This window comes from Leifsonia sp. KNZ12-8B, from assembly GCF_056755495.1.
Genome location: NZ_JBPGXM010000001.1, coordinates 21,453 through 34,794 on the forward strand (window position 1 = coordinate 21,453; position 13,342 = coordinate 34,794).

The 13,342-nt window shown below is 71.8% G+C and carries 8 protein-coding genes and 1 pseudogene; 5 read left to right on the forward strand and 4 right to left on the reverse strand.

Going from position 1 to position 13,342, the window contains the following annotated elements:
* Positions 1-12: 12 nt before the first annotated feature.
* The 4 genes from ACR9ZG_RS00095 to ACR9ZG_RS00110 are packed head-to-tail and all read right to left on the reverse strand — an operon-like array spanning position 13 to position 4,338.
* Positions 13-990 carry a sugar phosphate isomerase/epimerase family protein gene (locus tag ACR9ZG_RS00095; RefSeq protein ID WP_481282778.1) on the reverse strand — a complete coding sequence of 326 codons (978 nt, stop codon included), beginning with the start codon at positions 988-990 and terminating at the stop codon, positions 13-15.
* Complete coding sequence (locus tag ACR9ZG_RS00100; RefSeq protein WP_481282779.1) at positions 987-2,489, reverse strand: FGGY family carbohydrate kinase; 1,503 nt, start codon at positions 2,487-2,489, stop codon at positions 987-989. The genes ACR9ZG_RS00095 and ACR9ZG_RS00100 overlap by 4 nt, the downstream gene beginning before the upstream one ends.
* Positions 2,486-3,439, reverse strand: coding sequence for a transketolase family protein (locus tag ACR9ZG_RS00105; RefSeq protein WP_481282780.1), 954 nt, complete (start codon positions 3,437-3,439; stop codon positions 2,486-2,488). Before ACR9ZG_RS00105 ends, ACR9ZG_RS00100 begins: the two co-directional genes overlap by 4 nt.
* Positions 3,436-4,338 (reverse strand): transketolase, encoded by a 903-nt coding sequence (locus ACR9ZG_RS00110; RefSeq protein WP_481282781.1) that lies wholly within the window; start codon positions 4,336-4,338, stop codon positions 3,436-3,438. Before ACR9ZG_RS00110 ends, ACR9ZG_RS00105 begins: the two co-directional genes overlap by 4 nt.
* 89 nt (positions 4,339-4,427) lie before the next feature.
* On the opposite strand from ACR9ZG_RS00110, the pseudogene ribB reads away from it, so the two are divergent.
* From ribB to ACR9ZG_RS00135, 5 genes and pseudogenes are all read left to right on the forward strand, one after another.
* Positions 4,428-5,048: pseudogene (gene ribB, locus ACR9ZG_RS00115) on the forward strand (3,4-dihydroxy-2-butanone-4-phosphate synthase); the annotation flags it as partial.
* Positions 5,049-5,203: 155 nt separating this feature from the next.
* Positions 5,204-8,038 (forward strand): family 78 glycoside hydrolase catalytic domain, encoded by a 2,835-nt coding sequence (locus tag ACR9ZG_RS00120; protein ID WP_481282782.1) that lies wholly within the window; start codon positions 5,204-5,206, stop codon positions 8,036-8,038.
* A complete protein-coding gene (locus tag ACR9ZG_RS00125; protein ID WP_481282783.1) occupies positions 8,035-9,780 on the forward strand; it encodes a DUF5605 domain-containing protein in 1,746 nt (581 codons plus the stop codon). Before ACR9ZG_RS00120 ends, ACR9ZG_RS00125 begins: the two co-directional genes overlap by 4 nt.
* Complete coding sequence (locus ACR9ZG_RS00130) at positions 9,777-10,580, forward strand: SDR family NAD(P)-dependent oxidoreductase (protein ID WP_481282784.1); 804 nt, start codon at positions 9,777-9,779, stop codon at positions 10,578-10,580. The genes ACR9ZG_RS00125 and ACR9ZG_RS00130 overlap by 4 nt, the downstream gene beginning before the upstream one ends.
* 106 nt (positions 10,581-10,686) lie before the next feature.
* Positions 10,687-13,314: a family 78 glycoside hydrolase catalytic domain gene (locus ACR9ZG_RS00135; RefSeq protein ID WP_481282785.1), complete on the forward strand. Its 2,628-nt coding sequence runs from the start codon at positions 10,687-10,689 to the stop codon at positions 13,312-13,314.
* Positions 13,315-13,342: the final 28 nt, after the last annotated feature.

Sequence of the window (13,342 nt, forward strand, 5' to 3'; positions counted from 1 at the left end):
CGCTCTCGCTCGTCACCAGCCGTAGAGGGCGTTCTGCGCGAGCTCCAGCGCGGCGACCGCGTCCTGCCGCGACTGCGCCTCGGCGAGCGCGTCGAAGTCGAGCCGGTCGAGACCGAGCTCGACCTTCTTCAGGAAGCGGATCGCCGACTTCGCGGCGGCGACGGAGTCCTCGCGGAACGGGAACTGGTCGAGCTGCCAGACGCCCTCCCAGCCGTTCTTGCGCAGGGTGACGAAGAACTCGAACAGCTCGACCGGGTGCACGGTGCCGGCGATCATGTCGTCGTCCCACGAGCGGAGGTTGTCGTTGACGTCCATGCCGAACAGCCGGCCGTAGTCGATCGCGAGCTGGGCCGAGTCGGCGGGCGACTCGCCGCCGAACAGCGCGTGGCCGAAGTCGAGCAGGATGCCGACGTTCGGCAGGCCGATCCGCTCGATGCCGAGCAGCGTGCGGGCGACCGAGTCGAAGCTCATGTGCACGCGCGGCTCGCGCGGCTTGTACTCGATCACGAACTTCAGGTCCGGGTTCTCGGCCGCGAGCTGCCCGACGCCGTCGAGCGACGCCTTCCAGAGGGCGCCGTGGTCGACCTGGAACGGGTAGTCCCAGCCGTCCTGACCCGGCCACAGCTTCACGTAGTCGGCGCCGAACGCGCGCACCTGGTCCGCGGCCTCGGTGACGAGCTCGTGCGTGAGCCGGCGGACGCCCGGGTCGGGGTTGGTGAACGAGCCCTTGGCGAAGACGCGGGTGTAGATCTCGGGCGTGATGCCGATGACGGAGAGCCTGTTCCGGTCGAGTGCGTCCTTGATCTGCTCGTTGCTGAAGTCGCCCCCGAAGAACGGGTAGTTCAGGTCGACGACGTCGAGGTCGCCGACCTGCCCGGCGAGGTCGATGGCCTCGAGGATGGTGCGGGGCTCGCCGTAGCCGTCGGTGGCGTAGCGGTCCACGTAGGTCGCGAAGTGCCAGATGCCGGCGCCGTATCGCTGGTTGCTCATGAGTTCTCCCGGGGAGTGTCGGTGGTGGGATCGGATGGTGTCGTGGGGCGCAGCCGGGACCGCTCGACGGCGGACCGCCAGCGGGCGCCCCGCGCGGAGCGCTCCCGGAAGACGCTGCGCGGCTCGAACCGCGAGCTGTCGTCGCCCCAGGGCGGGGTGGCGTCGTCCCAGATCCCGGCGCTCTGGCCGGCGAGCCAGGCCGTGCCGAGCGCGGACAGGGCGCTGTGCCGGGGCCGGATGATCGTCCGGCCGGAGAGGTCGGCCTGCAGCTGCATGACGACGTCGTTCTCTGCGGGGCCGCCGTCGACGTGGACCTCAGCGATGCGCGTGCTGCCGCTCAGGTCGGCCGCGGCGAGGACGTCCTCGATCTGAAGGGCGACGGACTCGACGGCCGCGCGAGCGAGCTGGGCTCGGGTCGTGCCGAGAGTCAGGCCGCTGACGAGGCCGACCGCCCGGTCGTCCCACCACGGAGCGCCGAGCCCTCCGAAGGCCGGGACGAGGTCGAGCGGCGCCGGAGAGGCGGTCTCGGCGAGGTGCACCAGCTCGGCGACGTCCGTTCCGAGAAGCTCGGCCAGCCAGACGAGGGTCCCGCCGGTGGAGAGGATGTTGCCCTCGAACGCGTGCGCGAGGGTGCCGGACCGCGACCAGGCGATGGTGTTCGCCAGCGGGCCCTCCCGAACCGTGTCGCTGAGACCCATCACCGACGAGCCGGTCCCGTACGTGACCTTCACGGCGCCTTCGCTCCGGATGCCGTGCCCGAAGAGTGCGGCGTGCGAATCGCCGAAGACGCTCCTCACCGCGGCCCCGTCGAGCCCGGGATCGGCCACGGGCCGGCTCTGCGCGTCGGAGTCCACGATGTCGGGCAGAGCGGCGCGCGGGATGTCGAACACCTCGAGGAGGAGCTCGCTCCAGTCGCCGGTCCGGACGTCTACGAGCTGCGTGCGGCTTGCGTTGCCGCGCTCGATCCGGCGTTCTCCGGTCAGCTCGTGCAGCAGCCACGCGTCGACCGTGCCGAGCGTGATCTCACCCGCCTCGGCACGGCGGCGATCCGGGTCGATCCGGTCGAGGATCCAGGAGAGCTTGAGCGCCGAGAACATCGCATCGACCGGCAGTCCGGAGATGTCCCGGATCTCCTGGCCGACCAGCGACGCGTTGAGCGCCGCGGCCGTGTCGCTGGTCCGGCGGTCCTGCCATCCCAGCACCGGGCTGAGCGGCGTCCCGGTCCGGGTGTCCCACGCGACCGCCGACTCCCGCTGCGTGCTGAGCGCGACACCCGCGACCGGGGCATCGGTCTGGGCCCGCAGGGCGGCCAGCACGGACCGCACCGACCGGGCGATCTCCATGGGGTCCTGCTCGACGTGCCCCGGTGCGGGGTGGGACTGTCCGATCGGGACGGATGCGGTCGCGACCACCTCACCGGAGGCGGCGACGGCGAGCCCCTTCGTCGAACCGGTCCCCTGGTCGACGGCGAGGATCACCCCGTCGTGGTCGTTGGTCATCGGGACAATGCTCGCAGGGCGGCCGCGTGGATGTCAGGGGCGGTGAGCCCGGCGCGCTCCAGGAGGAACGACGCGCTGCCCGTCGGCGCGAACTCGCGGAAGCCGAGGATCTCGACCGGCACACGGTCCGCTCCGGAGACGACGACGGACGCGACGGCGGCTCCGAGGCCGCCGGCGACGTTCGCCTCCTCGACGGTGACGATGGCGCGGGTCTGCCGCGCGGCGCTCGTGACCGCGTCGATGTCGAGGGGAGCGAGATACACGGCGTTGAGCACCCGGGCCGAGGTCCCCTCCGCTGCGAGGAGGTCCGCCGCCGCGAGCGCCCGGGGGACCATGGTGCCCGCGGCGATGATGGTGACGTCGTCACCGTCGCGGAGCTCCTGGAAGCGGCCGCGGTCCAGCGTCTCGGTCTCGGAGGGGAGGTCCGGCACCTTGTAACGGCCGACGCGGATGTAGGTCGGCCGCGGGTTCTCCGCGGCGCCGCGGATCGCCGCGCGGGTCTGGCTCCGGTCCGCGGGCACGACGATGTCGAGGCCGGGGAGGGCGCGCAGCCAGGAGTAGTCCTCGATGGAGTGGTGGGTCGGGCCGAGCTCCCCGTACGCGACGCCCGGGCTCATCCCGCAGAGGATGACCGGCAGCCGGCTGTAGGCGACGTCGGCCTTCACCTGTTCGAGCGCCCGCCCGGTGAGGAAGGGGCCCGCGCCGCACACGAAGGGGATCAGGCCGGCGTTGGCCAGGCCTGCGCCGACGCCGACCATGTTCTGCTCCGCGATCCCGACGTTGATCAGCCGGTCGGGGAACCGCTCGCGGAACCCGCCGAGGTTGCTGGAGCCCACGGAGTCGTTGCACACGGCGACGATGCGGGGGTCCTGCTCCGCGAGCGCGATGAGCTCCTCGGCGAAGGCGACGCGGTTGTCGTAGGTCTGGACGGGGGCTTCCGTGGTGGTCATGCCAGCTCCTCGAGGGCCTGCTCGACCTGGTCGGACGACGGCACCTTGTGATGCCATTCGACCCGGTCTTCGATGAATGAGACACCCTTGCCCTTGATCGTGTTCGCGATCACGGCGACGGGTCTGCCCGTGGTGGACGGGGCGAAGGCGGTCAGCAGCTGCGCGTAGTCGTGCCCGTCGATCTCGCGGACCTCCCAGCCGAACGACGCCAGCTTCTCGTCGAGCGGGTCGAGCCGGTTGGTGTCCTCGGTGCGCGCACCCTGTTGCAGCCGGTTGCGGTCGACGACGACGGTGAGGTTGTCGAGACCGAAGTGCGCGGCGGACATGAAGGCCTCCCAGTTGGAGCCCTCCTGCAGCTCGCCGTCGCCGGTGACCACGATCACCCGGCTCCCGTCGCCGTTGAGCCTGGCCCCGATGGCCGCGCCGACACCGACCGGAAGGCCGTGCCCGAGCGGGCCCGTGTTGGTCTCCACGCCCGGCACCTTGTTGCGGTTCGGGTGGCCGTTGAGCGGCGACAGCGGCTCCATGAACGACGAGAGGCGCTCGGGGGCGAAGAAGCCGCAGGAGGCGAGGGTCGAGTAGAGCGCGGCCGAGCAGTGCCCCTTCGACAGGATGAACCGGTCGCGCCCGGCGGCGGCGGGCTCCGCGGGGTCGATGTCGAGCACGGCGAGGTACGCCACGGTGAGGATGTCGGCGACGGAGAAGTCGCCGCCGATGTGGCCGAGCTGGGCACGGTCGATCATCGTCACGACCGAGCGGCGGATGCCGTTCGCCCAGGCGTGGAGCAGCTCGTTCCGGGTCGTGGTGTCCGCCGCGGCGATCTCCGCCTTGGCCGAGAGCCAGCGCAGCCGTGCCGCATCGTCGACCGCCAGGGCGGGCGGGGAGTCGAGTTGGATCATGAGGTCCTCGTGTCGAATGCATGTTTATGCAGGAGTAAGTCGCTATTCATCATGACACCCGAATCCGTGTGATGCAAGAATTGTCAACCATGACAGAAAATGCGTGGGGCACGGATGATGCGGCCGGGCTCGCGACGCTCGATGACGCCATCGACGCGCTCCGAGCCGCCAGGCCGGTGATCGTGGTCGACGACGAGACCCGGGAGAACGAGGGCGACGTGGTCCTCGCCGCCGCGACGGCGTCGGCCGAGTGGATCGCCTGGACGGTCCGCAACAGCTCGGGCTTCATCTGCGCACCGATGCCGAACGATGTCGCCGACCGGCTCGGGCTGCCGCTCATGGTGGCGGAGAACGAGGACCCCCGCGGCACCGCCTACACCGTGACCGTCGACGCCGCCGACCGCTACACCACCGGGATCAGCGCCTCCGACCGCGCCCACACGCTGCGCGTGCTCGCCGACCCGGCGACGACCCCGCGCGGGCTCAACCGCCCGGGGCACATCCTCCCGCTGCGGGCGGCGGACGGCGGAGTGCTGGCGCGCGACGGCCATACGGAGGCCGCCGTGGACCTCCTCCGCCTCGCCGGCCTCGTACCTGTCGCCGGCATCGCCGAGATCGTCGGAGACGACGGCGAGATGGCGCGGCTGCCCGAACTGCTCGCTCTCGGCGCTCGCGACGGCGTCCCGGTGATCTCGGTGGCTCAGGTCATCGAGCGCGTGCGAGCGGGCCGGGAGGACGGGGACACTTTTGCGCAAGAAGACCCCGGGAGCGCTCGCGATCGGTGAGCATGTCTGTACCGGACCCAGAACGACGCTCCTGGGGCGCTGCCCACCGTCGGGCAGCGGCCGGCCGTCTAGGAGACAACATGCCCCGCTCATCGAGCCCGACGCCGCCCCGCTTCGAACACCGCACCGAGTCCGGTCCGATCCTGGGGATCGGCGCCGCCCGCCCACGGCTGTCCTGGACGGTTCCCTCCGCTCCGGACCGCTGGGCGCAGCGGAGGTACGAGGTCGAGATCGAGCGCACAGGCGGCATCGACCGCCGCGAGGTCGTCTCGGCCGACCAGGTGCTCGTGCCCTGGCCCGGCGAGCCGCTCGCCTCGCGGGAGCCGGCCCGCGCGCGGGTCCGCGTGGCGGACGACGAGTACAGCGGCTGGAGCGCGTGGTCGACCGTCGAGGGCGGCCTCTTCGACCCGGCCGACTGGCGCGGCTCCTTCATCTCGCCGGCCGGGATCGGCGGACTCGACGATCCGGCGCCCGTGCTGCTGAGCACGGTCGACCTGGCGGATCGGATCGTCAGCGCTCGTCTGTACGTCACGGCTCTGGGCGCCTACCAGGCCACCATCAACGGTCGCGCCATCTCCGACCAGGTCCTGGCCCCCGGGTGGACCTCCTATGCCCACCGACTCCGCTATCACGTCTACGACGTCTCCGACCTGCTCGCCCCCGGGACGAACGAGCTCGCGGTCACCCTCGGCAACGGCTGGTACCGGGGACGCCTCGGCTTCGAAGGGCGGCGGGCGATCTACGGCGACCGTCTCGCGCTCCTCGCCCAGCTGGAGGTCACGCTCGCCGACGGCACCGTGCTGGTCCACGCGACGGACGAGTCCTGGCGCGCCGTGTCCTCCGGCGTCCTCGCGGACGATCTGTACGACGGTCAGACGACCGACCTCCGGGTCGACGCGCGCGCCGGTGCGTCGTACCCGGTCGAGTCGATCCACTACCCGGTGGAGCAGCTGGTCGCCGCCGAAGGGCCGGTCGTCCGGCCGACGGAAGAGGTGCCGGCGCTGACGGTGTGGACGTCGCCGGGCGGGCGGACTCTCGTCGACTTCGGCCAGAACGTCGTCGGCTGGGTGCGCATCCGGACGGCGGGCCTCGCCGCCGGCGCCACGGTCACCGTCAGGCATGCCGAAGTCCTGGAGGACGGCGAGCTGGGCGTGCGCCCGCTCCGGAGCGCGCGTGCCACGGACACGTACGTCATGGCGGGCGACCGGGAGCGGACCCTGGAGCCGTCGTTCACCCTCCACGGGTTCCGCTATGCCGAGGTCACGGGCGTGCCGGACCTCGCCGCTGCCGACGTCATGGCGATCGTGATCGGCTCCGACCTGCGACGGACCGGGTGGTTCGAGAGCTCGAACGGCCTCCTCGACCGGCTCCACGAGAACGTCGTGTGGAGCATGCGCGGCAACTTCGTCGATCTGCCGACCGACTGCCCGCAACGCGACGAGCGGCTCGGCTGGACCGGCGACGCGCAGGTGTTCGCCCCCACGGCGTTCTTCCTCTTCGACACCGCGGGGCTGCTCTCCTCGTGGCTGGCGGATCTGGCCGCCGAGCAGTGGCCCGACGGCACCGTGCCCTTCGTCGTCCCCGACGTGATCGGGGCGGAGTCGTCGCCCTCTCCGGCGGCGGCGTGGGGAGACGCCGCCACCATCATCCCCTGGGTGATGTTCGAGCGGACAGCCGATGCCGGCCTCCTCGAGCGGCAGTATCCGAGCATGCGGGCGTGGGTGGACCGCATCGCCGAGGCCGCCGGTGACGGGCGGGTCTGGGACCGGGGCTTCCAGTTCGGTGACTGGCTGGACCCGGCCGCACCACCGGACGACCCGGCGCAGGCGATGACGGACCCTGCCCTGGTCGCGACGGCGTACCTGGCCAGGTCGGCGCACGTGCTCGCCGCCGCCGCAGCTCAGCTCGGACACGCGGAGGACCACGCACGCTACGCACACCTCGCCGCCGAGACGCGGGCCGCCTTCTCCCGACGCTTCTGCACCCCCGACGGGCGGATGGAGTCGGATGCCCCGACGGCGTACTCGGTCGCCATCGTCTGGGACCTCTTCGCCGACGCGGAGCAGCGCCGCGAGGCGGGTCGCCGGCTCGCCGACCTCGTGCGCGCCTCCGGGTACCGCATCAGCACCGGGTTCGTCGGGACGCCGGTCATCTGCGACGCCCTCACGCTCACCGGGCATGCGCGCGTCGCCCATCGCCTCCTGCTGCAGACCGGCTGCCCGTCCTGGCTCTATCCGGTGACGATGGGGGCGACCAGCATCTGGGAGCGCTGGGACAGCATGCTCCCGGACGGCACGATCAACCCCGGCGAGATGACGTCGTTCAACCATTTCGCCCTCGGCGCGGTCGCCGATTGGATGCACCGCAGCGTCGCGGGGCTCGCCCCGGTCGAGCCCGGGTATCGCCGGATGCGCATCGAGCCGACGCCGCCGGCCGACCTCGAGTTCGCGAGCGCGACCCATCGGACCCCGTATGGCGACGCCCGGGTCGCGTGGCGGCGGCGCGACGGGCGCCTCGTCGTCAGCGCTCATGTCCCCGTCGGTGCGGAGGCGCTCGTGGTGCTTCCGGACGGGTCGCAGCCCTTCAGCGTGTCGCATGGCGATCACGAGTGGGCCGTCGACGTCGTGGCGGACGGCAGCGCGTCCGCCACGATCCGCGACCTCCTGGACGACGCGCCCGTATGGAGCGTGCTGCTCCGTGAGCTCGGCGCCGCCGACATCGGGCTCGACAGCGAGCCGACGGTCGCCCGCCGGCTGCTGCCCTTCTTCGACCGACCGGTCGCAGAACTCGCCCACGCTCTCGCACCGGAGGGCGCGACGCTTCGTGAGACGCGCGCGCGAGTGCACGACATCTCCTCCCGCGTCACCGCAATCGAACCCGACCGCTCAGCGGTCCTGGAAGGAACACTCGGATGAGCAGAACACTCGACCGCTATTCGCCGCTGAGCTCGGCGCTGGACAACGAGCGCGCTCGCGCCGTCCTCGAACAGGAGGTCCCCGGCGTCGCCACCTCGCCGCTCGCGGAGGGGTTGCGCACGGCGCCTCTGGGAGGATTCCTCCAGTTCGTCCTGAAGCCTGATGCTGCGAAGGTGGAGGAGCTGCTGGCCACCTTCGGCACGATCGAGGACACCTCGGAGCAGCCGGACGAGCCCGCGCCGATCGCGCCGACCGCGGACTACGAGTCCGACAGTGTCGAGCGCGGCTCCGCCCGGGTGCGGACGCCCGGGTCGGCAGCACGCAACGAGACCGTGGAGCTCGCATTCGACGGGCCGTCGCACGGGAACCCGTTCGTCGAGGTGGAGCTGCAGGCCCGATTCGAGCAGGGGCAGGACGCCGTCGAGGTGGGCGGCTTCTACGACGGCGACGGCCGGTTCCTGGTGCGCTTCCTCCCGCCGGCGGCCGGCACCTGGACGTTCGTCACCACGTCGAACGCGCGGTCCCTCGACGGGATCAGCGGCACGGTCGAGGTGGCAGAGGGGGACGCGCGCGGTCCCGTCCGCGTGGCGGAGGGAGTGGCCTTCGCGTACTCCGACGGGACGCCGTTCGTCGGCTTCGGGACGACCGCGTACGCGTGGACGCACCAGAGCGCCCAGCTGCAGGACCAGACGATCGCCTCGCTGGCCGAGGCGCCGTTCAACAAGATCCGGATGGGGCTCTTCCCGAAGGACTACCTCTACAACAAGAACGAGCCGGAGCGGTTCGTCTTCCCGCGCACCGGCGACGGCGACGGCTGGGACACCACGCGGTTCGACCTGGACTACTTCGCGAACCTCGAACGACGGATCAGGCAGCTCGCCGAGCTCGGCATCGAGGCCGACCTGATCCTGTTCCACCCGTACGACCGGTGGGGCTTCAGCAGCCTCGGGCAGGCGGCCGATGAGCGCTACCTCACGTACGTGGTCCGCCGGCTCGGGGGTTTCGCGAACGTGTGGTGGTCGATGGCCAACGAGTACGACCTCCTGACCGCCAAGCGGCCGGAGGACTGGCACCGTCTCGCGCGGGTGGTCGCGCGCGAGGATCACGCCGGGCACCTCCTGTCGATCCACAACTGGATCCAGATCTTCGACTTCTCGGCCGACTGGGTCACCCACGCCAGCATCCAGGGCGGTACCGCCGAGATGGGCGGCCTGGTCGACGAGTGGCGGCACCGTTGGGGGAAGCCCGTCGCCGTCGACGAGTTCGGCTACGAGGGCGACCTGGACCAGGGCTGGGGCAACCTGACCGCCGAAGCAGTGGTCGACCGGTTCTGGTCGGGAACGCTCCGTGGCGGGCACCTGACGCACGGCGAGACCTTCTGGTCCGAGGACGAGATCATCTGGTGGTCGCGCGGCGGGGTGCTGCACGGCGACAGCCCGGCGCGGATCGCCTTCCTGAAGCAGATCGTCGCGGAGTCGCCCACCGGCCGGCTCGAACCGCTTCCCGGGGCCTGGGACGCGGTCACCGGGGGCGTCGCCGACGAGTACATCCTGGTCTACTTCGGCAACCACCGGCCGCGGTTCCGGGATGTCGACGTGCCGGAGGGGAGGCGTGCGGAGATCGACATCATCGACACCTGGCAGATGACCATCTCCACCCTGCCCGGCACGCACGAGGGCACCCTGCGAGTGGAGCTGCCGGCACGGCCGGGCATCGCACTGCGGCTCCGGGTGGTCCGATGATCATCGAGGGCGGCATGGTCGCGGTCATCACCGGCGGTGCGAGCGGCATCGGGCTCGGGCTCGCCGAGGCGCTGGCGGACCGCGGAGTCCGCATCGTCCTCTCGGACATCCGGGCGGACGCCCTCGAACAGGCGGTGGGCGACATCCGGTCCCGCGGCGTGGACGCGGTCGCCCAGGCCACGGACGTGTCTGACCCGCGTGCCGTCGAGCGGCTCGCCGGCACGACGATGGGGACGTTCGGCCGCGTCGATCTGGTGTGCAACAACGCCGGTCTCGTATCGCCAGGGGCGCCGCTGTGGGAGCAGGAGGCGGGCACCTGGGATCGGATGATCGGCGTCAAGCTCCGCGGCGTCATCAACGGCGTCACCGCCTTCGCGCCGCACCTCATCGAGCAGGGCAGCGGGCACATCCTGAACACGGCGTCCTCCGGCGGCCTCGCCCCCCTGCCGGATCGCACGCCGTACACCGCGACCATGCACGCCGTCGTCGGGCTCACGGAGACCCTGGACCTGGAGCTGAAGGCGGCCGCCCCGGCGCTCGGCGCCACGGTGCTCTGCCCCGGGCTGGTCGACACCCCGCTGGGGCAGAACTCCGCAGCGCTCGGAGCGATCACGCTCCCTCCCGGAACCGCGGGTTCCATCGGCGCCCTCGGAGGGGCGATGTCCGCGCGTGCGGTGGCGGAGGCGGCGCTGATCGCCGTGGAGGCCGGCCGGGTGCACGTCGCCCCGGGCGAAGGCGTCCTCGACCGCGCGCGGCGCCGGGTCGAGGGCCTCCTCGCCGACCTGGAGGCGGCGAGCTGAACCCGCCCGCCTTCTCGTTTTGCGCAACTGCCTGCCATCGGAGGACCGCCGGTGACGCCGGGCCGCATGCTGGAACGGTCCCACAGCCACGAATCCCGGAGTTCCCATGACCAACGTTTTTGATTCCGCGCGATGGATCTCGCGGGCCGCACCGGCCGAGACGCGCGTCAGGCGCAACGCGGGCAGTGATGCCGTCGAGTGGGTCGCTCCCGGGCACTCACTGGCGCAGACCTTCGACAGCCCGGGGCCGGTGGCCGCCGTGAATGTGGACATCGCGGCTCCGCGCGATGCCGACGATCCGTTCGCCGTCGATGTCCGCTTCGTGATCCGGGTGCTGAGCGCCGACGGCGAGGTCGTCGGCGAGCTGGTCGCGGACGGACCGCAGCTGCTGTGGGACCGGATGGACCGGTTCATCGCGATCACCCCTCCCGCGCCTCCCGGCCGATACACCATCGTGCTCGAGGCCGAGCGCGAGACCGTCGGCTGGTATTTCGCCGACGCCGCAGCGACGGGTGCCGACGACGGCACGGCACCCCTCCCGCTGGAGGGCCAAGCGTGGACCGACGGCGAGCCCGTCGAGGGCGTGCGCATGGCGGCCGTCGAGACGGTCCCCGCTCCGAACCCCGTCTTCCGCACGCAGTTCACCCTGCCGGCCGCAGCGTCGCAGGCGACCCTCTCCGCGGCCGTGCTCGGCTGCGGGTTCGTCACGATCAACGGGATCCGCGTCGGCGAGGAGGTGCTGGAGCCGGCCGTGACCGCGTACGACCGGTCGGTGCTCTACCGGTCGTGGGAGGTCGCGCACCTGCTCCGGCCGGGCGTCAACACGGTCGAGATCGCGGCGGGCCGGGAACGGTTCGCGGCCAGAGGCGGAGACCTCTGGGCCTGGTACCTGGCGCCGTGGCATCGCGAACCGATGGCGCTCGCCAGGATCGACGTGCGCCATCCCGACGGCGGCACCTCGGCCCTCGTCACCGACGAGTCGTGGGAGACGGCGGCGGGACCGGTCAAGGTGGACACGCTCTTCGGAGGGGAGCAGTGGGTCCTCGACGCCGCCGACCCCGCGTGGGGCCCCGTGACGGTGGTGGCCGGACCCGCTGGGGAGCTCCGTCCCTCCTCGCACCCTCCGGTGCTGGCGGGCCTGCCGCGATCGGCGGTGAGCGTCACCGCCCTCTCCGAGAACTCCTGGGTCTTCGACTTCGGGGAGGTCATGACCGGACGCATCCGCTGCACCGTCTCCGGCGCCCCCGGCACCCGCGTCACCGTCGTCTCCGGGGAGCAGCGCGACGACGGCGGGAACGTCATCTGCGACAACTACCTCGTCGCCGGCGCCGCCCAGGTGGACTCCCTGCAGCTGGAGCGCGAGACCGACGGGTACGTCTGGGAGCCGCAGTTCGGCTACCGCGGGTTCCGGTGGATGCAGGTCACGACCACTGGGCGCATCGACGTCGCACAGGTCCGTGCCGTCCCTCTCTACACACCGCTCAGCACGATGGGCGAACTCACCGTCGGCGAACCGCTCCTGGAGTGGATCGACGACGCGACCGCGCGGACGTTCAGGAACAACCTGCACGGCATCCCGACGGACACCCCCATCTACGAGAAGAACGGCTGGACGGCGGACGCCCATCTCGCCACCGAGGGCCTGCTGCATCATTTCGACCTGCGGTCCTCGTTCGGCAAGTGGCTGGACGACCACGCCGACGCGCAGTCGTCCGATGGCGCCATCCCCCAGATCGTGCCCACCCCCGGCTGGGGCCGGCGCACCGACCCGGCGTGGTCGTCCTCCGCCGTCCTCATCCCCTGGTACCTCTATCGCGAATACGGCGACCAGGGCCTGCTGGAGCGCTACGAGCCGATGGTGCGCCGGTACGCCGACGGGATGCTGGGTCGGCTGAGGAACGGGCTGTGGCCCGATCGCACGTGGGGCGACTGGCTCGCGCCGGGGCACGGGGTGCCGCCGGAGGGGATGGTCTCCGTCGGCACCATCATGTCGGTGACCGCCCTCCAGCACGTGGCCGGCATCCTCGACGCGATCGGGCGACGGGACTCCGGCGACTACCTCGATGCCGCGAAGGCGACGGCCGACGCCTACCACCGGGAGTTCTTCGACCCGGACGCCGGCCACTACCGCGTGGAGGGAGTCGGGTACCGGCAGTCCCTCAACGTGCTTCCGCTGGCGTTCGACGCCGTCCCCGCCGAGCACGTGGAGACCGTTCGCGCGAGCCTGATCCGCGACCTCGAGGACCGGACCGCCGGCCATCTCGATCTCGGCGCCGTCGGCGTCCGCCACCTGCTTCCCGTGCTCTCGGCCGCCGGGAGGGACGACCTCGCTCTGACCGTGCTCCTCCAGCGCAGCCGTCCGGGATGGGGCGTCTGGTTCGACGCGGGGGAGCGGACGCTCCTCGAGTCGTGGGACGTGGACGCCCGGTCGCGCAACCACTACTTCCTCGGGTCGGTCTCGTCCTGGATCCAGCAGAGGGTGGGCGGACTCCGGCTCACCGAGCCGGGGTGGCGCTCGTTCGAGGTGGCACCCGTGCGCGACGACAGGGTGACGCACGCGTCCATCCGGCATCGGACGCCGCTCGGGGATGCTGCTGTGCGCTGGTCGCGCGGCCCCGGTGGGATGGACGTGCGGGTGACCGTGCCTAACGGCGCGACCGCCACGGTGCCGATCGCCGGCGAGGACTGCCGGCTGAGCGCCGGGGAGCACCGGATCCGGGTCGAGGCGCCCTGATCGGCCGGCCGGGGGAGCGGGCGCAAAG